The sequence below is a fragment of the Asticcacaulis biprosthecium C19 genome (assembly GCF_000204015.1).
Lineage (GTDB): Bacteria > Pseudomonadota > Alphaproteobacteria > Caulobacterales > Caulobacteraceae > Asticcacaulis > Asticcacaulis biprosthecius.
The window spans coordinates 60131-81722 of record NZ_GL883078.1; the positions used below are offsets into that span (position 1 = coordinate 60131).

Below are 21592 nucleotides of genomic sequence, written 5' to 3' on the forward strand. Positions count from 1 at the left end.
GGTCTCCGGTTTGTCGTATTATGGTGGCAAGGACCTCGACGCGCCTTGCGGATCAACCTGCCGGAAAATCAAGAAACCATAAGTCACCGGGTACCGTTTTTCGCGTACCGGGCGCGCCCCATTGTTTTTTTACGCGTTCGGGCGCATGCGTGCGTGTTAAGATTTGGTTAATTCCTGCTGGAGGTGCTCCCCATGAACCGCAAACTGAACCGCAAACTGCAAATCGGCGTCCTGACCCTGGCGGCCGCGCTTGCCCTGCCTGTTGTAGCGCACGCCCAATACTACGAAGACGATGGCTATTATCAGCAACGCGACCCGAACAAGGGCCGCAATACAGGCGCCGTGGTCGGTGCGGTCGCCGGAGGTCTCCTCGGCTCCCAGGTGTCGAAGAACGAACGTGGCCTGGGTACGGTCGGCGGCGCCATCATTGGCGGGGTGATCGGCTCAAAAGTCGGCAAGCAATATGACCGCAACTACGACCGCGGCTATTCCGACGGCGCCTACAACACTGGCGGCAACTATCAGCAACAGCAACAGCAACCGGCCTATGACAACGGTGGCTACAACAATGGCGGCTATTACCAGCAGCAGCCGCAAACCTACAGCTCCGGCGGCTATCACACCTACAGCCAGCCCCAGAGCTACGCCTCAGGCAGCTACTACAGCCAGCCCTATCAAGGTGAAGACACCTATTACAGCGCCCCGGCCCAGACCTATTCTGACGGCTGCGGCGTGCGCTATAGCTGCCAGCCCGTCGCCACCTACCAGAATGACAGCTACAGCAACAGCTATGACGACGGTGTCGGCTATTACGACAGCGGCTATACCAGCTACCCGGCGACGACCTCGACCTATACGCCGTGCACCTGCGCCACCTACAGCAGCGGACCGGTGTACTATTCGAGTCAGTCCTATTCGACCGGAGCTCCGGTACAGACCTACAGCTACGGCCACGGCACCTACAAGCCCTATACCGGCAGCAGCTACAGCAGCTCGACCAGCTATTCGTCGTCGGCATCCTACGGTGGCGGCAGCTATTATTACGGCGGATCGCATGGCGGCCACAGCAAGAACCATGGCGGTCATGGCCACAAGAAGGGCCACAAGAAGGGCTGGTAAGCTCATCTTTTTGCCAGGTTTACGTCCTCTCCCCGGCCGCGGGAGAGGACGTTTTCATATCCGCCTGCCCAGGCGCTGAAAGAGTGTTTCAAACTGGCCACTCGACCTGCCGGAACCGAGTGCATTAGCCTGCTGTCCAGCACAATGATCGACGCCAAGCAAGATACGCGGTCAGAATCCAATAGGCAGCACAAGTTCTTTCGGGCATAAGCTTTGGCGACTCCTCAGAGCCCAAAAGCCAGCCCAGAGCCGTTCATGCCTCCTATTCTCGCGTCCGTCGTCAGCCGCACCAAAGCCATAGCGAATAAACTGTGGAATGCCGACGACCAGACCCTGCGCTGGATTTTGGGCGCCCTGATCCTGATCCTGGCCTGTTTCAACTTTCTGCGCGACATCAATACCCCCAGCAATGCCTTCTGGGACGAGTCCTACTACGTGACCGCCGCTGAGCGTTACAAGGAAGACAAGGCCCAGTTCGCTTCGCATCCCCCGCTGGGCTTCATGTTCATGGATCTGGGCCAGTCGCTCGACCGCTCCAACGACAAGGTCGACACCCACTTCCTGGGCGAAGTCAAAAAACTCGATACCCGCGTCATCCCCAAGGGCTACGACTTCAATGCCATCCGGATGCCGTCGGCCATTTTCGCCGTCATCGGCGCCCTGCTCTTCTACCTGATCGCCTTGCGGCTGACCAAGGAGGCCTTCGAAGCCTTCGTCTTCTCCCTGCTGTTCGTCTTCGAGAACAGTTTCATCGTCCATTTCCGCGCCGCCCACCTCGATTCTTATCAGCTCACCTTCACCCTGGGGGCGGTCTTGGTCTGGCTGACCACCTTCGGCAAGGATCCGAAGCGACCGCTGCTGGCCTTTGCCGCCTTCGGCATCCTGTGCGGCCTAAGCTTTATGACAAAGGTCAATTCGCTGGTCATGGTGCTGCTGTGCGGGATTACCCTGGTGCGCAGCCTGTGGACGGAGCGCACGCGCGAAAACCTGTTGCGATCGCTGGCCCGCGGGTCGGTGGCAGCCGGCGGTTTCCTCGCCACCGTAGCGGCCATCTTCGCCTTGCATGTCGTGCTCAACCCCAACCCGCCGGAGGCCGGCACCAAGGCCGGCGACCGCGACCTGCGTGCCATGAGCCAGACCTACAAGGACTGGCTGGAGGACAAGCGACCACTGGACCTGGCGGTGCTGTGGCACGGCAGCTACGACTATTACAAGTACATGAAGGGCGACTTCACCGGCTCGATCCTGAGCGAACCGAACGGCTCTCAGCCGATCCTATGGCCCTTCATGCACAAGATCATCAACTACCGCTGGGATTTCGACGGCAAGCGCACCGCCTACACCCAGATGGTCGGCAATCCTGTCAACTGGGGCTTAGGCGTCATTGGCATTGTCGGCGCGGCGAGTCTCATCATAGCCCGCCGAGCGCGCCGGATCGGCGACGACGGCCACGTGGAGGACTTCAACCGCCTGGAAGGCATCTTCGCCATGTTCATGATCTTCTGGCTGTTCCACATCTATCTGGGGACCCAGCGGGTTATGTATGTCTACCACTACTTCATCGGCCTGGCCCTGAGCTTCATGCTGGTGTCGCTAGTGTTCAAGATTGTGGCCCGCAAGGTCGCCTTCCTCGACAAGCATCGTTTCGTCGTGTTGTGCGGCATCAGCGTTCTGATCGCGGCCAGCTACCTGTTCTACGCCCCCCTGACGTACCATCAGTTGCTGTCGCGCGGCGCCTGCGAGCTGCGCAACTGGCCGGTGAAGATGGTGGTCTGCCAGCCGATGAAGAAGCGGCCCTCCGAAGAGGCGACCTCGCTTTAACCGTCCGTCCGCACCTGAAGCAGCTTCCGGTTGTCCCCGCGCAGCCGCACCGCTGTGAGAACGCCGACCTTATAGACGCCGCTGTCAACACCGATACGCCAGCGCAGATCCGTCACCGGATCCTCGGGGGTGTGACCGTGAACCACAACATACTCACAGGCCTGTTCCGCCTGCTGGAAGCGGCCACGGATGTACATGAAGGTCTCCGGCCCCTGCTCGGCCAAAGGCCGGTCGGGATCGACGCCGGCGTGGACGAACAGGTAGTCGCCATCCTGGAAAGAGACCGGCAGGCTCCGCAGCATCTCGACATGGACCGGATCCACAGCGCGCCGAAAGTCGTCGCGGACATCGCACCATACGCCCGGGTCGTTGGCCAGGAACGGCATGCTGACGCCATACGAGGTCAGAGTCGCCGCCCCGCCCCAGATGCGCCAGGTCTCCCCGGTCATCGGATCGGCCAGGAACTTCAGCAATTGCTCCTCGTGATTGCCCTTCAAGACAACCAGGTCGCACCAGGTTGCCTCGCGCAGACGAAGGATGCGGTCCAGCACCTGGCGTGATGCCGGACCGCGATCGATATAGTCGCCCAGCAGGATGACCCGCGGCCTTTCGCCGATCAGCTCGGCGTCGACCCGGATATAGTCCAGCAGGCGTTCGAATAAGGCGTCATAACCATGAATATCGCCGATGGCGTAGGTTAATTGTGCAATGCGGGAGTTCATCCCTCCCATGTAGGACAAGGCGCGGCAAAACTCAAACCGCAATTCCCAGATTGATCGACGCCGCGTAGCCGGCGGCGATGGTACCGGCCGGCGTCATGGTCGAGGCTGCCAACTGCGCCGCCGTATCGTCGCTGAAGACATTGTCCGTCGCGAAGGTGATGTTATTGAGATTGCTGACGCTGGCGCTGTAGCCCGTCGCCGAGGCATACAGCGTTGCGCAGAAGGCGCGCTCAAGGGCGAACTGGGTCGTCTTGATCTTGTTGGTATAGGAGGTTGCGGAGGCCAGGCTGGGATAGACCTCGACATGCATGTGCGGCATGCGGCCGGAATAGCAGCCGGGTACGATGGTGGTGAAGGTCACCTGTCCGTTATTATCGGTGACCAGAACGCCGCGCAGATAGTTCTGATTGGCCACCGTATAGAGCGAATAGTTGCCGTCGCGCGTGCAGTGCCACAGATAGATGGCGTAGCCGGCCAGCGGCGTACAGCCGGTGTTGGTATTGACCAGGGTGATGGTCAGGGTCAGTTGCACGCCCTCGGCGGTGCCGGAATAGGCGCCGACACTGGTACGGATATCGCTGCGGACAATGCCGCTGATGTTCAGCACATTGACCACGCTGCCCGACAGGGTGTTGGAACCATCGCCGGGATACGGCCCGGCCGTTTCTTCCGGCAAGGTGGTGCAGGTACCCGATGCACTGGATGATGACGACGACGACGCACTGCTGGAACTGGAACTCGAGGTTGATGCCGACGAAGACGAACTGACCGACACGGTGGTCGTCGTGGAACCGCTGCCGCTGCCTCCGCCGCCACAGGCCGCCAGCGCCGATCCCGACAGGGCGGTCAGGCCCAACAGCCCCAGCAACCGCCGCCGCGGCAGAGCGGACTGGATGAAATCGTCGAGGCTGGACTCGTCGTTGTGGTCGTGACCTTGGTGGTCGTGATCTTGCTGGCTGTAATCTTTCTGTTTGTAATTTGGCATTCTCAAATATCCCCGGATTGATGGAAGACTCAGGGATATCAAGCCATTGCGGCGGAAATTTCGACGCCGCATTTCAAACGAGAAATAAATTTCCCGCAATGTGTCAACTGGAATATTTATTTCACTAACTACTCTGCCGTCGGCAGGTAGATATCGCTGACCAGGCGCTCGCCACCATGGCGGGTCAGTTGCACCACCACGTCGATCAGCGAATTGGCATAGGCCAGGGTCTCATTGCGCGTCAGTTGCGTCCCCGACTGCAAGACCATCAGCGCTACCTGCTCCAGAGCGCCCTTTGGTGTATTGGCGTGGCAGGTGGTGAACGAGCCTGGGTGGCCGGTATTGATGGCGCGCAGGAAGGTGTTGGCCTCCTCGCCACGGATTTCGCCGACGATGATCCGGTCCGGGCGCAGACGCAGACTGGCCTGGAGCAGGTCGTTGATGGTCACCCGCGCCTCGCCCATATCGCCCTTGACGGCAACCAACCGCAGCGAATTGGCATGGCTGTCGACGATTTCCGGCGTATCCTCGACCAGGATGATGCGCTCATGCGCCGGAATGGCCTTCAACATCGCGTTCAGGAAGGTCGTCTTGCCCGAAGACGTTCCGCCTGAGATCAGTATGGTCTTGCGTGACGCCACGGCCTCTTTCAGAAACTTGACAGGGTCCTTGTGGGCAAAGGCGGCGTCGTCACGCTTGCGCTTGCCCGACAGGTCAGGAATGGGACCGCGATCGTAGTCGTCCAGGCTCATATCGACCATACGATGGCGGCGGATGGCCAGGGCCCAGTGCTTCGCCGCCGGCGGCCCGACCAATTGCACGCGCTCGCCGGTCGGCAGGCTGGCGGCGAGAAGCGGATTTTCCCGGTTGATGCCCTGATGCGCCATGCGGGCGATCTGCGCCGCCAGACGCGACAGCAGGATGTCATCGACCTCGGGCATGTCGAAGCGCTGCATGGTCGCCTGGCCCGACGCCTCCACCCACACCTCGCCCGGCTTGTTGACCAGGATCTCGGTGACCTCGTCGCGTTCCAGAAACTCCAGGAACGGCTTGAGGTAGGTGCGCAGATAGACGCCGTCCAGAGGAATGACTGCGTCATTAAGGGCCATGGCCATCTTACTGACCCAGGTTGAAATCGAGATCGCGCGCGGCAAAGACCTGAATCTTGGCCCCCTGCGGCACCTTGATGGTCGGCGGAATCTTCATGTCGTTGGACAAGGCATCGCTGATCAGGCCGGTGGCGCCCGACGACGAACCGATAACGATGGTCGAGCCACTCTTGCCGGACAGGGCTGTCGACAGGCCATTGACCACCGACAGCAGCATAGCCGAACCGAAACGCTTGGCGAAATGGCTATCGACCTTGCCGGACATGCCGGCCTGGCCCAGGTCATCGGTCGCCGGGGAGGCCAGTTGGATCGACAGGCCGTCCGGGCGGATCAAGCGGTTCCAGATGATAAAGGCGCGGGTCTCGCCGCTGGTCAGGCCGCTCTTGTACTGACCGACCAACCGCGAACCCTTGGGGATCAGAATGGTGGTGCCGTCGAAGCTGCGGATATCACGCGACACAACGGCACGGGTATAGCCCGGCAAATCTGAATTGATCGCCGTCTCCAGCACGGCCGGGATGACCGCCCCCTGCGGTACAACTTTCGACGGATCGCCGATACGCCAGGCGCGCTGGCTGACCTCGCCATTGGCCGAAGCCAGGAACTGCTGATTGGAATTCAGCGCCTGGGGCGCAGCCGTCGCCGGGGCCGCCGCCTGAGCGGCTTGCTGGGCAGAGGGCGGGTTGGAGTTGTCGACGATCATCGCCGGGGCGCGCGCTGCGGCCGGATCCACCGGCGCCGGACCTGGCTGCGGCTGTTGCGGCGGCATGGGCTGCGCGAAACCTGGCTGCGGCTGCGGTTCGAACAGAGGCGGATTGGCACTGGGGTCGATCGGCGGCAGGGTCGAGGCCGGCGGCGTGACCACCTGCGCCGGCGGCTGCTGGACCGGCGGGGGCGGCGTATTCCCCAGGCTGATAAAAGTAACGATACCCAGTATACCAACGCCGATGATTCCGGCGGCCAGACCCAGGTGATCACCCAGACCACCCTTTTTGGCCACCTGCGGCATGGCGTGGGCGGACGCGGCGTCGAGCTCGCTTTCGGGCAGGTTCAGGCGCGGATCATTGCCGGCGGGCAGAGGATTGCGGGCCATCAGTTGCCTCCTTTCGGGCGCGGCTTGGGCGACAGGGCGTCCAGGCCTTCGACACGATAGGCGTCGTTATAGAGGATCGTCTTCTGGTCGCCCTGGCGCAGCACGAATCCGCGCGCCACCTGCTCGACCACCATATAGTCACCGCGCGTGGCGTAGTTGATCAGGCTCTCGCTGTTGTCGGCATTCATCGCATAGACAGCCGGGGTATCGGCGCCGGCGGGCCAGCGCAGATAGGTCGAAACGCCGTCGTCGAAAATGCGGATCGGCACAAGCCCGATCGCGCCCGAATAGGTATAGGCGGTGTTGCGCTTTTCCGGGATCGGCAGGAAGGCGTTGGGATCGACGGCCTTTGCCGGCTGGCCGGATGTAGCTGCGGCCGTGGGCGGATACAGGAAGCGCAGGTCATAGACCACACGGCCCCGGGCGCAATCGCCCGACGGCGCCATGCTCAGCTCGAAATTGTAGCTGCGGCGGTTGGTGACGATCGACATATTAGAAAAGGCATTGCTGACGATCGGTTTGACGAACAGCAGATTGCCCTTCTTGTTCGGCGTCACCTGCCACTGGCCGGCGTCACCCAGGCCGACATTTTCGACCAGTTCGCCATTTTCGAACGAAATCATCGTCTGGAAGTTGATACAGCCTTCCAGCCCGATGATCGCGCCGGCGTCATAGGGGATGGTGGTCAGGCGGATATCGTCTTCGTCCTCATCCTGACCAAAGGCTGAGGTTGAAGCGCCACAGGCCGCGAAGAGCATCAGAAGGGATAGCGAGAGGTGTTTGATCATGCTTTGGGCTCCTGGCTGCCAGGAGAAGGAGATGGAGGCGCCGCACGGCTGGCGGCGGCAGGCATGCCGGTGGGCGAGGTACGGTCGCGGAAGCGCTGGCCCAGGCCCTGGACACGGGTGAATTTATCGCCGGACGTCGAACGGGCCTGCGGATCGTAGAGCCCCAGCGCCTCGGCGCGAGTGTTGGACGACCCCGCCACCCCTTGGCCGCCGCCCGCGCCATCGCGCATCACGGCGGTAATCAGGGGCTCCGTGCGGGCATAGGCATCATTGAAGCTGCTGCCCGCGGCGTTGCTGAACATGGCGACTTGCTGCGAGGACGACGGCACGTTCAGCGGCGGCGGATTGCCCCGCACATTCGGCGTCTCACGCAGCGCCGCCTGCCAGTCGCGGACCAGCGAAGAGGCTACCCACATCAGGGTGAACAAGAAGGCGGCATAGATCAGTGACCCCATGAACAGGATGACCATCGGCTGGACGGCCTGGACGGCGCGTTGCGGGTCCGCGGCAATCGCTTCGATCAGCGGCACAAACAGCATCAGGGCCGCCGTGCCGCCCAGCACGGTCAGCAGCGGCGCCAAGGCAAAGATAAGCGTTGTACGGATCCAGCCGTTGAACAGGCCACGCGTCTGCGGGAACAGCGCCAGGACGATGAAGATCGGCCCGAGGATCAGCAGCAGATAGAGCGTCAGCCGCGTCAGGATCAGTACGCCCAGGGTCGAGCACAGCAAGAACAGGCCGCTCAGCCAGAACAGGGTCACCGGCATGGACTTCGACTGGATGAGGCTGGCCACAAGTTCCGGCTGCTGCGCCGCCGTGGTTGCCACGGTCGATGAACCATCGAGCGTTCGGGCAATCTGGGCGAAACGAACAAAAAGGCCGTCCAGATTCTCGGCGAAGTTCATCACCGCGCTGCCCTTGTGCCCCAGCAGGGCCGCCGCAACCTGGTCAGGCCCGCCCATGAACAGGCCGTAGAAGACGGCATGATAGGCCGGCCACATGGTGACGAAGGTCAGGACCAGGACCATGGTCATGATGCGCGGCGACATCATCGTCACCGTCAACTGCGTCCGCCCCGTCAGAAAGCCGTAGGCGATCAGGCCGACATAGATGACCAGCATGGTCGTCAGGGCGTAGCCAAAGGCACCGCCGGCGCCGAACAGGCGGTCGTAGCCGACCTTCACCGCCGCATTGATATGACAGTCCATGGCCGCCAACGACCCGGAGACCGAGGTTTCGCCCACCAGGGTGATCTGGCGGCAGACGGAGGCTTGCAGCATCATGCGCGGCCTCGCTTTCGGGGCGTCACCGTATCGGGATAGGGCGTGCCGATCAGGGGCTGCCACCAGTCGTGCGGATCGTCACCGTACTGCGCCCGCAGGTCATCAAGCTGGCGCACGGTGCTCTCGCGGCCCGACAAAACCGTCAGGACATCGGGCATAGAGCTGAGGTCCAGCCGCGCCACGACGCTGTGGTTGCCGTGCTTGACCAGAAAGGCGCGCGAATGCGCCGGCAAGGCGCGGATCAGGTCCAGCTCATGCAGGGTCAGGCCGAAACCGTCGCAATAGTCCTCGGCCTGGGCGCGCGGATTAGGCATGAAGATCTGCGTCGCCGACTGTTCGATGATGGCGGTGGAGATGCGGCTGTCCAGGGCGTCGCGCGCCGACTGGGTACCAAAGCCCAGGATAGCGTTACGCTTGCGCAGGGTCTTCATCCAGTTGCGAATGGCAGCGGCGAAGATTTCGTCGTCCAGTGCCTTCCAGCCCTCATCGATAATGATCATGGTCGGCTGGCCGTCCAGCCGTTCCTCGACTCTCTGGAACAGATACATCATGCACGGCGTGCGCAGGACCGGTTCGTTGAGTAGCTGGGTCATGTCAAAGCCCAGGGTCCGGGCGTCCATGTCCAGCAAATCGGTCTCGTTGTCGAACAACCAGGCCGACTCGCCGTCCCCGACCCACGGATTGAGCCGCGCGGCCAGATCGCCGTGCGTCGGCCGGCGCACCCCGCCCAGCAGTTCGCGGAAATAGCGCAGCCGGCGGTATTGCGGGTCCTGCTCGAAATTGGCGTCAACCGCCTCGGTGATAATCGCCTCTTCTTCCGAGTTCAACGGCAGGTCCTGGCGCGCCAGAAGCTGGGCGATCAGGGCGCGCAGGAAGGACCGGTTGCCCGGCGTGTCCGGCAGTTGCAGCGGGTTGAACCCGGTCGGCTCACCCGGGCGCAGGGTGGCATAGTGCCCCCCGACGGCACGGATAAAGATTTCGGCGCCACGGTCCTTGTCGAACAGGAAGGTGCGCGGCTTGAACTTCTGCGCCTGGGCAGCCAGGAAGTTCAGCACCACCGTCTTGCCGGAACCCGACGGCCCGATGACGGTGAAGTTGCCGAGATCAGCCTTGTGGAAGTTGAAATAGTAGGGCGTGCCCGACGAGGTCTCGAAGACGCTGACCGCCTGGCCCCAGTGGTTGCCTTCCGGCTGGCCGATCGGAAAACCATGTAGCGAGGCAAACGAGGCATAGGCCCCCGTCGAGATCATCGCCTTGCGCGCGATATAGGCTTCGTTACCGGGGAACTGCGCCCAGAAGGCCGGCTCCAGGTTGACGTCCTCACGCACGGCTACAGCGCCCAGATCGGCCAGGGCGGCCAGGCACTGTGCCGCCGCCGGATCTAGCTCGGCCAGCGTCTTGGCGCGCACCAACAGACTGAGGTGATGTTCGCCTAACCCGAAATTTCCGGTCGCCAGGTCGTCCTTGGCCGCCATCAGACCCTGACGCAGCGACATGGCCTCTTCATCGGCGGCGCGCATGCGGCGCAGGGCCAGGTTGATGCGCTCCATGCCAATCTGGCGATCGACGAAAGCAAAACTCTCCGTCAGCGTCATTTCGAACGGCAGGCGCAGGATCGAGTCGCACATGCCAGGCGTGGCGTGTGGTGGATAGTCCTTCAGGCTCATGATCGCCGAGAAGTCCTTGCCGTCGCCTAGGCTGGACTGCTCCATGGCCTCCAGACCAAAGGACACCCGGCGATACGGAATGTAATGGCCGACGTCCGACACCGGCTTGAGCACCGGTCGCATCTCGCCGTTATACAGACACGACAACAGTTCCAGCGGCTCGGAACAGCGGCCATTGGCCGTGTCGTAGCCGCCCAGAGGCCGCGGGCCATAGGCCTGCAGGGCCGCCATCAACGCCTCTGTCGCCGCCTGCAGCTCCTTGTGCGTGCTGGCCAGGGCCGCCTGGCGGGCATTCTCGCCGACGCCGCGCCCCAGCAGACCGGCCAGGTTGTCGGCAAAGCCGACCTTGCCCTTGGGATTGCGACGCACGACGGTGATGAACAGGTCGTTGACGAACAGCTGACGCGACTTCAGCTTATCCTGCCATTGCTGCTGGATGTGGCTGCACACCGGATCGTCATAGACGGCCGGCATGGTGACGCTGACGCGGCGGCGAATAATATGGTGGTACAGCACAAAGCGCGACGATCCGACGGCACGCAAGGCGGCGGCGCGGACGATCTGGCGGTGGTTGACTTCATCCGTGTCGGCCGTCTCGAAGGCGAAGCCTTCGAGATAGATCGACTGCATCAGCGAGCCGTCGCGCAGCACGATGGTGCGGTCGTCCAGCAGGTAGTCATAGGGCAGGCGATCGCCGACGCGCTGTTCAGTCTTGAACCAGCTGGCAAATCCACTAAGCGGTTTGGGCGCGTCGGCCATGGTCGGGTGTTAAGCTCTTACGGATGGTAGGAATTGCAGCCCCAGCGGGCGTAGTTGCGAACGCGCGGGCAGCGCGACACCTTGGTCAGCCACAGGTCGAAGACGCGCGGCTCACGCAGGCAGGCCAGATAGCCAATGGCGTGGACGACGAAGGCAACCGCGAAGGCCCAGAAGGACCGCGTGATCAGAAAGGCCTCGGTGGTCACCACGGCATTGATGATAAAATAGGAATAGGTGACGCCGGCGAACATCTGGGGCTGGGTCAGCGCCTTGAACACCGTCGATTTGATCAGCTCGGACACCTAGTTCGCCACGGCCTGGATGCCGGACACGATGGTCGCGGCGCCGAACAGGATGAAGACACCGACGATAACGGTCGCGCCATAGCGCCAGTTCATGCGGCCGGTCAGCATCATGAAGCCGACGGCGGCGACGGCGATAACGGCGACGGTCGTCGCCACCTTGCCCATCAGCGTGCCCTGGATCCAGTCCAAGGCGCCCGAAATCGGCGACGAACCGGCCGGGTCAACCGCCTGCGCGGCGGCTGCGGTCGCCGTCACGGCAAACGCCATGATCGTCAGGAGAGCTTGCGAGATCAGTTTCTTCATACACGTGGCGCCTTCTAGAGCGCATCCCGAAAAGTGTGCCGCACTTTTCAGATTGAGATGCGCGTCAAAACAAATGCCTGGAGCGCCGATCCGATGTTTGTCGGACCGAAACGCACTCCGGGCGGGAATCACCTGGCAGGGTCCGCCAAATGTCGCGCAACCCCCAGCCTTTAGCAAGCGCTCTAGAGACGCTATGTGACGGTACGATGACAGAGGCGCTTCAGATGTGACAGCGTCCGGATAATTTCGTCGCTCATCGGCAAGGCGCCCGCGGCAATGCCCCCAAGTCATGTGTCATTGACACATGCGCCATTGGCGCATAAACTTCACCGATGCAGAGCCTTCACACGGTCATTGAACTGGAGTCGTTTCTAAAGCGCGCCAGGGCGATCATGACAGATGAGGAACGCATGGGGATCGTCACCTTCCTGGCGGCCAACCCGGAGGCGGGCGTTTCGCTCGGCGGCGGCCTGCGCAAGGTCCGGATCGCCCGCGAAGGCGGTGGCAAGAGCGGCGGTTATCGCACGCTCTATGTGTTTGGAGGCGCCACAATGCCCCTGTTCCTGGTGACAGTGTTTGCCAAGAACGAGAAAGATAATCTGACCGAAGCCGAACAGGCGGCGGCGGTCGCATTGAGCAAACTATTGCTCGCAACCTATGGAGCCAAGCTATGAGCGAAGTTTATGACAGCCTGATGGATGGTCTGAACGAGGCCCTGGCTTTCGCACGTGGCGAGAAGACCGGGGCGATTGTTCATCATGTCGAGGTACCCACCGTCGACGTCGCCGCGATCCGGGCCAGCACCGGCCTGTCGCAGGGCGCATTCGCGCGCAGCATCGGCGTTGCCAAGGGCACACTACTCAACTGGGAGCATGGCCGCCGGCGCCCCACCGGCCCCGCCCAGGTGCTGCTCGCCATGATCGCGAAGAAGCCTTCGCTAGTAAGTGAACTGCTACGCTGACGGCGCAATGCGCGCTGTGACGTTTCCTGGGGAAGCCCCGATCAGTCCTTGGCGAACTTCACCGTCACACCACGCTTCTTGAAGTAGGATTCCATGATCTTGCGGCCCTGGCGATTGTTCTGCGCCAGTCGCGCCGGCTCGAATACGGCCTCCTTCAGGCCTTCGTCAGCCAGGGCGGCTTTCAAAACCTTGATGCGCTCGTCGATCTCGGCATTATCGTTGGCGAGGGATTCGTAAATGCCTTCAAGGGCTTCAGCGACCGTGGTCACGATGGTTGCTCCAGTTCTGTCTGTGCGCTGATTAACCGGTTTGGCGTGACCGGTCAACGCCGCCTTTCCGTTACCGCAAGGTTAATCAAGGCCTTAAAAAAACAGTGATTCACGCAGATTTCACGCTTTATCTGTAATGATTCGGTTATACCTAGAGACGGTTAATCTGCCAGGCCACAAGGACGTTACACAGCATGGGTTTCTTCGCTTCCCTCAAGCGCGACGCTACCTTCATCAAACGCATGATTCGCATCCTGCGTTCGATCAGCAGCGTCGGCCCCGACTCGCCCAACCTGGTGTGCGACGACTTCGAGCGCGTTGCTGACCGCTATAAGGACAATCTCGCCATCCTGTTCGAAGGCAAGACCCTGACCTATCAGCAACTGGACACCATGGCCAACCGCTACGCCCACTGGGGCAGGGCGCGCGGCTTAAAGCCTGGTGACACGGTCGCATTGTTCATGCCCAACCGCCTGGAATACATCGCCATCTGGCTCGGGCTGAACAAGATTGGCGTCATCACCGCCCTGATCAACAACTCCCTGACCGGCCCTGGCCTAGCCCACTGCATCAACATCTCGATGGCCTCGCTGACCCTGGTCGACCGCACGACCATGCCGTGCTTCCGCGAGGTCGAAAAGCAGATCGAGCGCCACCAGGCCCTGTGGGTGCTGGATCTCGACCGCGACGAGGAAAGCGACAATTGCCGCAGCCTCGATTCCGCGCTCAAAGGCGTGTCCAGTGTCCGCCCCGACCCCACGCCACGCCTGGGCATGACCGCCCACGCCGTAGCGCTATACATCTACACCTCCGGCACGACCGGCCTGCCCAAGGCGGCCAAGATCTCCAATGCCCGCGCCCAGATGTACATGAAGGCCTTTGCCGGCCTGAGCCACATGCGCGAGGACGACCGCATCTACTGCGTTCTGCCGCTGTACCATGCCACCGGCGGCCTGTGCGGCGTCGGCGCGGCCCTGATGAACGGCGCCTGCGTTGTGCTTAAGCGCAAGTTTTCGGCCTCGCAATTCTGGAGCGACGTCCGCAACCAGGGTGTCACCCACCTCGTCTATATCGGCGAGTTGTGTCGCTACCTGGTTAATTCGGATCCCGCGCCCAACCCCGAGGACGAACGCAAGCACAAGGTGCGCATGGCGTTCGGCAACGGCATGCGGCCCGAAGTGTGGACCAACTTCCAGAAGCGCTTCAAGATCCCCCACATCGTCGAATTCTACGGCTCGACCGAAGGCAATGTCTCGCTGTTCAACCTGGACGGCCAACCTGGCGCCGTCGGCCGCGTGCCGCGTATCCTGCGCAACCGCTTCAATGTCCGCCTCGTTCGCTTCGACGTCGAATCCGAGATGCCGGTCCGCCGTCCTGACGGCCTGTGCTACGAGTGCAAGCCGGGCGAGGTCGGCGAGGCGATCGGCCAGATCGCCAACGACGCCAAGCACGCCTATTCCGGCTATGCCGACAAGGCGGCGACCCAGAAGAAGATCCTGACCGACGTGTTCAAAAAGGGCGACGCCTGGTTCCGCACCGGCGACCTGATGCGCCAGGACAAGGCCGGTTATCTTTACTTCGTCGACCGCATCGGCGACACCTTCCGTTGGAAGGGCGAAAACGTCTCGACCTCAGAAGTGGCCGAACACTGCGCATCGGCGCCTGCCGTCGAGGAAGCCATTCTCTACGGCGTCCCGGTGCCGCACCATGATGGCAAGGCCGGCATGGCATCGCTGATCACGCGCGACGGCTTCGATATCCGCGCGTTCAAGGACCATATCGACAGCCGCCTGCCGACCTATGCGCGGCCGCGCTTCGTCCGCCTGCTGCAAGAGGTCGAGACGACCGGGACCTTCAAATACAAGAAGATGGACCTGATCAAGGACGGCTTCGACCCGGCCCATATCCGTGATCCTCTGTTCGTTCTGGTGGCGGACGAATACCTGGCGCTAAACCCGGCGATCATGAGCGAAATCGAAGCCGGCCGCATGCGGTTGTAATCCGCGAACGGGCCACATGGGTTGGACGCGCCGCACGGCGCCTACCAGACGATGTGGCCCAGGACGTCGGCCCGCAGCGCATCCTGCACCGTAATGACGTTTCCGCCGCCGGCCAGAGTGATGATCACATCCGTTCCCGACTGCGCCACGCTGCTGTCACTGGCGATGCCACCGGTGTAGGCGTTTAGGTTGATACTATCGTTCTGGCTGGCATTGAAGTCTCTTATGACGTCGGCTCCGCTGCCCGCCTCAAAGAGGAAGGTGTCGCTGCCCAGTCCGCCTTCCAGGATGTCGCTTCCCGCCTTCCCGTTCAGCCGGTTGTTGCCATCGTTGCCGATCAGCGTGTTGGCAAACGAATTGCCGGTGGCATTGAGGTTGGCCGAACCGGTCAGGGTCAGGATCTCGACATAGCGGCCGGTCAGGGCGTAGGTGACCGAACTGTAGATGGTGTCGGTGCCCTGGCCGTTGACCTCGACGACATTGTCGCCGGTGTTCTGGATATAGTACGTGTCGTCGCCAAGTCCGCCGCTCAGGATGTTGTTGCCACTGTTGCCGGTCAAGACGTTGCCCAGGTCGTCGCCGGTGCCGTTGATGGCATCCATACCGGTCAGGGTCAGGTCTTCGAGCCCTGCGCCCAGGCTATAGCTGAAGGACGACTGGACCAGGTCACGTCCCTCGCCCGGCAGCTCGGTGACGACGTCGTCACTGCCGTCGACGACATAGGTGTCGTTCCCGGTGCCACCGATCAGGGTGTCGGCGCCGCCGAAACCGTCGAGACGGTCATGACCACCCAGGCCATTCAGGATATTGTTGCCGTCGCCACCGCGAAGGGTATTGGCCAGGCTGTTGCCCGTGCCATTGATCGCGCCGCGGCCCAGGTTCAGAACCTCGACATGACGCCCGGCCAGGTCATAACTCACCTCCGAATAGATAGTGTCGGTGCCTTCGCCGGCACGCTCGACAACAGTGTCGCGCACATCCCAGATGTAATAGACGTCGTTGCCGAGACCGCCTTCGATATAGTCGCCACCGCCCCAGCCGGAAAAGATATTGTTGCCGGAATTGCCGATCATGACGTTGCGGATCGAATTTCCGTTGATGCTGGTATTGGCCGTGCCGGTCAGTTCGACACGCTCGACATACTGGCCGGCAATGGTCACTGAGGCCGTCGAATAGATGACGTCATAGCCCTCACCGGCCTCTTCCTCGACGAAGTCAAAATTGCCGTTCAGATAGTAGGTGTCGTTGCCGGCTCCGCCGCGCAACACCGAACTGCCAGAGTGGGCACTCATCAGGATGTTGCCCAGCGCATTGCCGGTGCCTTCCTGATGATAAAGCGGATCGCCCATCAGGGTCAGGTTCTCGATATTGGCGCTCAGAATTGTCGTGCGGGCGGTTGACTGGACCAGGTCATAGCCGCCGTTCTCCAGTTCGACGACCACGTCGCTTGTGGCTGTGATGATATAGGTGTCGTTACCGTCACCACCTTGCATCGTATCCGCGCCCGCCTCACCTTGGAAAAGATTGTCGCCGGTATTGCCGACGAGGAGGTTATCCAGCGAATTGCCCCAGACGACCAGGTCGTCGTCACCCAGCATGATGAAATTTTCCACTGCGCGACCGAACAGGGAATAGCTGACCGTCGAGTAGATGGTGTCGGTGCCCTGGTGATGGGCTTCCTCGACCATATCTCCGGAATTCTGGATATAGTAGGTGTCGTCGCCCAGCCCGCCCAGCAGATAGTTGACCGTGTTGTTACCGGTCAGGATGTTGTTGAGCGCATTCCCCCGCCCGGTCAGGACGGCGTCACCGGACAGCCAAAGGTTCTCGACATTGTCCGTCAGGTCATAAGAGATGAAGGCAAAAACCGTGTCGGTGCCTTCATTGAAATTTTCCACCACGACATCGTCGACACTGTCAACGATGTAGGTGTCATCTCCAGCACCGCTGTTAAGCGCGGCAACCGCGCTCTTAAATCCCAACACCCTACCCATGGTCATAGCCTCCCCTGTTATTGTTCTTGAAAACTGGAACTCTGGATAACGCAGAGAGTACGGCTACACCATTTACCAATTTTGGGAAGTGTAAAGACGACGCACCGAATGAACCTTGCGTGACGCGCCTGGCGTCAGCCGATTGCGGCGGCGGCGCGGAGACGCACGGACCTTATGCCGTGTGCCTCCGCCATCAACTACCATACCATATGCGCGAGGACATCAGCCTGAGTGGCATTCTCGACCGTGATGACATTGCCGGCGCTTAAGCTGATCAACACGTTGGCGCCGCTCTGGGTCACCAGGCCGGCATTGGCCACCCCGGCCATATAGGCGTTGACATTGATGCTGTCGTTCTGGGCCGCCGTGAAGTCCTTGACCGTGTCCAGGCCGCTTCCGGTCAGGAACAGGAACACGTCCGCCCCGCCATTGCCGCGCAGATTGTCATTGCCCGCTCCGGCCTCCAGTATGTTAACGCCCGAATTGCCGATCAGGCTGTTGCTCAAACCATTGCCGGTCGCGTTGATATCCGCAGTCCCTGTCAGAGTCAGCAACTCGATCGCCCGCCCGAACAGCGAATAGGTCACCGTCGAGACGACCGTATCGGTACCCTGCAGATGCTGTTCGACGACGCTGTCGCCGGCGTTCTGGATATAATAGATATCGTCGCCCAAACCGCCGGTCAGGATATTGTTGCCGCTATTGCCGGTCAGCACATTGGCCAGGTCGTTGCCGGTGCCGCTGAGATTAGCCGTTCCCGTCAGAGTCAGGTTTTCGACATTGGCGGCCAGGGTATAGCTGACGCTGGACACGACGAAGTCGGTGCCTTCGCCGACCAGTTCCACGGTTGTGTCGCTGGTGTTCTGCACAACATAGACGTCGTTGCCCAAACCGCCGGTCAGCACATTGCCGGTTATATTGCCGGTCAGCCGGTTGTTCAGCGCATTGCCCGTTGCGTTGGCGATGCCCGTCCCCGTCAGGACCAGGTTTTCCAGATTGGCCCCCAGGACATAGGTGCGGGTCGACTGGACCTCGTCAGTCCCTTCGCCCACGGCTTCGGTGACGACATCCCCGGCGGCGTCGACAGTATAGGTGTCGTTGCCAAGCCCGCCGGTCATGCTGTCATTGCCGACGGCGCCGTCCAGCAGGTTATTGCCGGTGTTGCCAACCAGCACATTGTTCAGCCCGTTGCCGATCGCATTCAGGTTCGCTGTCCCCGTCAGGGTCAGGTTCTCCGCCGCCCGGCCGAGCAAGGTGTAGGTCACCGATGAAATAACGCTATCGGTACCCTCCAGATGAGCTTCAACAACATTGTCCGAAATATGATCGACATAATAGGTGTCGTTGCCCAATCCGCCGGTCAGGATATCGACGCCGGCGCCGCCGTCCAGTAGGTTGGCGCCTGCGTTGCCGGTCAGGGCGTTGTTGAGTCCGTTGCCGGTGGCATTGAGGGCGGCGGCGCCCGTCAGGGTCAGGTTCTCGGCCGCCCGGCCCAGCAGGCTGTAGGTCACGGACGAGATCACCAGGTCCGTGCCCTGCAGGTGCTGTTCGACCACATTGTCGCTGGTATTCTGAATGTAATAGGTGTCGTCGCCCAGCCCGCCGGTCAGCACATTGGCCGCCGTATTGCCGGTCAGGGCGTTGTTAAGCTCGTTACCGGTACCGTTGATGGCGCTGGCCCCTGTCAGGATCAGGTTCTCGATATTGGCTGACAAGGTGCGCGTCAGGTTGGTCTCGATGGTGTCGGTGCCTTCAGCCGCCGCCTCAACCGCGCTGTCGCTGCTGTTCTGCAACACATAGGTGTCGTTGCCGGCCTTGCCGGTCAGGGTGTTGCCTGCCGTGTTGCCGATCAGGCGGTTGTTCAGGGCATTGCCCGTCCCGTTGGCGAGGCCGCCGCCGGTAAGGGTCAGGTCCTCGATATCGGCGCCCAGGGTGAAGGTCACAGCAGACTGGACGATGTCCAGACCGGCTCCACCGCCCTCGGTCACCGTATCGCCGATGCTATCGACGATGTAGGTGTCGTTGCCCGCGCCACCGGTCATCGAATCATTGCCGGCGCCGCCGTCGATCAGGTTGTTGCCGCTGTTGCCGGTCAGGGTGTTGTTCAACCCGTTACCCGTGGCGTTAAGATGGCCCGCTCCGGTCAGGGTCAGGTTTTCCGCCGCCCGACCGAGGAGGCTGTAGGTCACCGAAGAGATGACCGTATCCGTGCCTTCTAAGTGTGCTTCGACGACGCTGTCGGCCGCGTTGTCGACATAGTAGGTGTCGTTGCCCAGGCCACCGGTCAGTGTGTCGGCGCCAACGCCGCCCAGCAATGTGTCATTGCCATCCCCACCATTGACGGTATCGTTGCCGCTGCCGCCCTCCAGCGAGTCATTGCCGATACCACCGGTCAGGGTGTCATTCAGGCTGCCGCCTTTCAGCGTATCATTGCCGGCATTGCCCGCAAACAACAGGCCGGCGCTGGTCATGGTCGAGGCGTCCAGATAGTCATTGAACGCGCTGCCGCGGTATTCCTCAATGCTGGTGAAGTTGACGAAAATCCAGCCCGGACCACCATCGGCCAGCGACGCGTCCATGATGTCAAAGCCTGTGCCGCCGGTCAGCCCGATTACGGTTTCCCCCGTCAAGTGCGTAACCCGGATAATGTCGTCACCGGTGCCGCCGTCCGCGCCATCCCCGCCCCAGAGGGTTATGGTGTCGTTGCCGGCACCGCCGAACATATCATCACGGCCCGGACCTTCGCCCCCGAAGATCATGTCGTTGCCATCCAGCCCATTGATCGTATCGCTGCCCATGCCCCCGGTCAGATTGCCATTGGCTGCGGCGGCGTCATTAATCAGGGTATCGAGATAGAAGACGCGGCTGACCATGCTGTTGCCGCTGCCATCCTGCCCATAGCTCTGCCAGGTGACGGCAATATCGCCGTCTTCCAGGACGACCATGACCGGCTCGATCTGGTTGCCGGGTGTGGTGACATTGATGCGGGTTTCCCCGCCGATCTTGACGCCGCTGGCGTCGTACCGCTGAAAATAGCTCCCCCACTGGCTGCCGTCCTGGCCATTGCTGTGCCAGGCGATGATGTAACCGCCATCGTTCATCGCCAGGATGTCAGGATTGCGCTGACCCAGGGTGGTGTAGGTATTGACCAGGGTCTCGCTGCCGACCTTAACGCCCGCCGAGGTAAAGCGCTGCATCAGCGTATCCACCGTGTTGTCGGCGCGCCAGGTCGTCCAGGAGACAATGAAATCACCCCCGCTCAGCGTCGCGACATTGGCATTGGCCTGATCGAAAACCGTCGTCGTATTGACGGCGGTTTCCGTCCCCTGCGCCACGCCATTGGCGTCAAACCGTTGCAGATAGATGCCATAGCCCGCGCCATCCTGACCAAAGCTGGTCCAGGTGACAACGAAGCCGCCCCCGCTCAGCAGGGAGATCTGGGTCGTGTCCTGCTGGCCCGTTGTCGTGGTATTGACGCGCGTGGCGGCGCCGACCGGACTGCCGTTGGCGTCGAAACGCTGAAAATAGACATCGTAGGGATCGGTAGCACCGCCCGCGCTCTGATCCCAGCCGACGATAAACCCGCCGCCCGGCAGGCCGACGATCGACGAAGCGTCATTGTCGGTGGTGACCGGCTGCCCGGCATTCACGGTGATTTGAGCGCCGACCTTTACACCTGCAGTGTCGTAGCGCTGGACAAAGACGTCATTGCCCTGGCCACCAGCGCCGTCGATCAAAGTCCAGGTAACGGCGAACCCGCCGCCGCTCAGCGCGGTCACGCCTGGAATGGTATTATGGCCGACCTGTGTGCTGACCAGTTGTTCGGTGCCGACCTTGGCACCGTTGGCGTCGAAACGCTGCAGGTAGATCTTGCCCCCATCCAGGTCGTTGGGATTGTTGTCGTCGTCGCTGAACCAGACGATGACATAGCCACCGTCTTCCGTGGCAGTGATATTCTCGCCCTTGTAGGAACTGTACTGGTCGTTCAGCGTGGTGGTGTTGACGATAACCTCGGCGCCGGGGGTGTAGGTGTCTACCATGGTCGTGTCTCCTGCAATGTCACAGATAAAAGCGCGGTCAGGCCGGGTTTCGGCTCAGCCGGAATACAAATATTTTCGAAAGTACGCGTCCGGCCGCCGCCGGTAGAACAATTCCGGAAATATCGCAGGGTACGGCGCCATCGGCAAACACTTTTTCGCGGCTGGCGCAGGATGCCTCCGGGCATTTAGTTCCAGGATTTGTAAATTGCCCCCGACTTGAGCCGGGGTTAAGACGCGCCCCAAGGACGAACAGCGCGAGCAGGAAAATGTGCTGTATCCCCAGTCTTTGGCGGCCGACAGGACACCGTCTTGAAGGCGAGCTTCGAGGCCAGGGGCGCCAGCACCATGGGCGTCAGCGGTTTTCCGGAGTAATA

17 protein-coding genes are annotated in these 21592 nt (G+C 61.6%); 5 read left to right on the forward strand and 12 right to left on the reverse strand.

The window, feature by feature from the left end:
* Window positions 1–192: 192 nt before the first annotated feature.
* Window positions 193–1119, forward strand: coding sequence for a glycine zipper 2TM domain-containing protein (locus tag ABI_RS23665; protein WP_006273038.1), 927 nt, complete (start codon window positions 193–195; stop codon window positions 1117–1119).
* A gap of 255 nt (window positions 1120–1374) precedes the next feature.
* Entirely contained in the window at window positions 1375–2940 is a 1566-nt protein-coding gene (locus tag ABI_RS10985; protein ID WP_006273039.1) for a phospholipid carrier-dependent glycosyltransferase, read from the forward strand.
* Here ABI_RS10985 and ABI_RS10990 read toward each other — a convergent pair.
* From ABI_RS10990 to ABI_RS11035, 9 genes are all read right to left on the reverse strand, one after another.
* Complete coding sequence (locus ABI_RS10990; RefSeq protein WP_006273040.1) at window positions 2937–3662, reverse strand: metallophosphoesterase; 726 nt, start codon at window positions 3660–3662, stop codon at window positions 2937–2939. The two genes, ABI_RS10985 and ABI_RS10990, sit on opposite strands and share 4 nt — an antisense overlap.
* Window positions 3663–3693: 31 nt before the next feature.
* The gene (locus ABI_RS10995) at window positions 3694–4647 is read right to left on the reverse strand and encodes a dioxygenase family protein (RefSeq protein ID WP_006273041.1); all 954 of its coding nucleotides are present in this window, start codon (window positions 4645–4647) and stop codon (window positions 3694–3696) included.
* Window positions 4648–4775: 128 nt separating this feature from the next.
* Window positions 4776–5762: a P-type DNA transfer ATPase VirB11 gene (gene virB11 / locus ABI_RS11005; RefSeq protein WP_006273042.1), complete on the reverse strand. Its 987-nt coding sequence runs from the start codon at window positions 5760–5762 to the stop codon at window positions 4776–4778.
* A gap of 1 nt (window position 5763) precedes the next feature.
* Window positions 5764–6849 carry a type IV secretion system protein VirB10 gene (virB10, locus tag ABI_RS11010; RefSeq protein ID WP_006273043.1) on the reverse strand — a complete coding sequence of 362 codons (1086 nt, stop codon included), beginning with the start codon at window positions 6847–6849 and terminating at the stop codon, window positions 5764–5766.
* Window positions 6849–7637: a TrbG/VirB9 family P-type conjugative transfer protein gene (locus ABI_RS11015; RefSeq protein WP_157138864.1), complete on the reverse strand. Its 789-nt coding sequence runs from the start codon at window positions 7635–7637 to the stop codon at window positions 6849–6851. The genes virB10 and ABI_RS11015 overlap by 1 nt, the downstream gene beginning before the upstream one ends.
* Window positions 7634–8920 (reverse strand): TrbL/VirB6 family protein, encoded by a 1287-nt coding sequence (locus tag ABI_RS11020; protein WP_006273045.1) that lies wholly within the window; start codon window positions 8918–8920, stop codon window positions 7634–7636. Before ABI_RS11020 ends, ABI_RS11015 begins: the two co-directional genes overlap by 4 nt.
* Complete coding sequence (locus tag ABI_RS11025) at window positions 8917–11346, reverse strand: VirB4 family type IV secretion/conjugal transfer ATPase (protein ID WP_006273046.1); 2430 nt, start codon at window positions 11344–11346, stop codon at window positions 8917–8919. The genes ABI_RS11020 and ABI_RS11025 overlap by 4 nt, the downstream gene beginning before the upstream one ends.
* Before the next feature lie 17 nt (window positions 11347–11363).
* Window positions 11364–11648 (reverse strand): VirB3 family type IV secretion system protein, encoded by a 285-nt coding sequence (locus ABI_RS11030; protein WP_006273047.1) that lies wholly within the window; start codon window positions 11646–11648, stop codon window positions 11364–11366.
* Window positions 11649–11954 carry a TrbC/VirB2 family protein gene (locus ABI_RS11035; protein WP_006273048.1) on the reverse strand — a complete coding sequence of 102 codons (306 nt, stop codon included), beginning with the start codon at window positions 11952–11954 and terminating at the stop codon, window positions 11649–11651.
* A 410-nt stretch (window positions 11955–12364) separates the two neighbouring features.
* On the opposite strand from ABI_RS11035, the gene ABI_RS11040 reads away from it, so the two are divergent.
* Both ABI_RS11040 and ABI_RS11045 read left to right on the forward strand, forming a co-directional pair.
* Entirely contained in the window at window positions 12365–12628 is a 264-nt protein-coding gene (locus tag ABI_RS11040) for a type II toxin-antitoxin system RelE/ParE family toxin (RefSeq protein ID WP_211211158.1), read from the forward strand.
* On the forward strand, window positions 12625–12915 hold the full coding sequence (locus ABI_RS11045; protein WP_006273050.1) for a helix-turn-helix domain-containing protein: 291 nt from the start codon (window positions 12625–12627) through the stop codon (window positions 12913–12915). Before ABI_RS11040 ends, ABI_RS11045 begins: the two co-directional genes overlap by 4 nt.
* A gap of 41 nt (window positions 12916–12956) precedes the next feature.
* On the opposite strand, the gene ABI_RS11050 is transcribed toward ABI_RS11045, so the two are convergent.
* Complete coding sequence (locus ABI_RS11050; protein ID WP_006273051.1) at window positions 12957–13184, reverse strand: hypothetical protein; 228 nt, start codon at window positions 13182–13184, stop codon at window positions 12957–12959.
* 194 nt (window positions 13185–13378) lie between these two features.
* Between ABI_RS11050 and ABI_RS11055 the strand changes: the two genes are divergently transcribed.
* On the forward strand, window positions 13379–15184 hold the full coding sequence (locus ABI_RS11055) for a long-chain-acyl-CoA synthetase (RefSeq protein ID WP_006273052.1): 1806 nt from the start codon (window positions 13379–13381) through the stop codon (window positions 15182–15184).
* Window positions 15185–15225: 41 nt separating this feature from the next.
* Here ABI_RS11055 and ABI_RS11060 read toward each other — a convergent pair whose 3' ends face one another.
* Together ABI_RS11060 and ABI_RS25215 are read right to left on the reverse strand one after the other, a co-directional pair.
* Complete coding sequence (locus ABI_RS11060) at window positions 15226–17178, reverse strand: calcium-binding protein (RefSeq protein WP_006273053.1); 1953 nt, start codon at window positions 17176–17178, stop codon at window positions 15226–15228.
* A 197-nt stretch (window positions 17179–17375) separates the two neighbouring features.
* Window positions 17376–21218, reverse strand: coding sequence for a beta strand repeat-containing protein (locus tag ABI_RS25215; protein WP_006273054.1), 3843 nt, complete (start codon window positions 21216–21218; stop codon window positions 17376–17378).
* Window positions 21219–21592 lie beyond the last annotated feature (374 nt).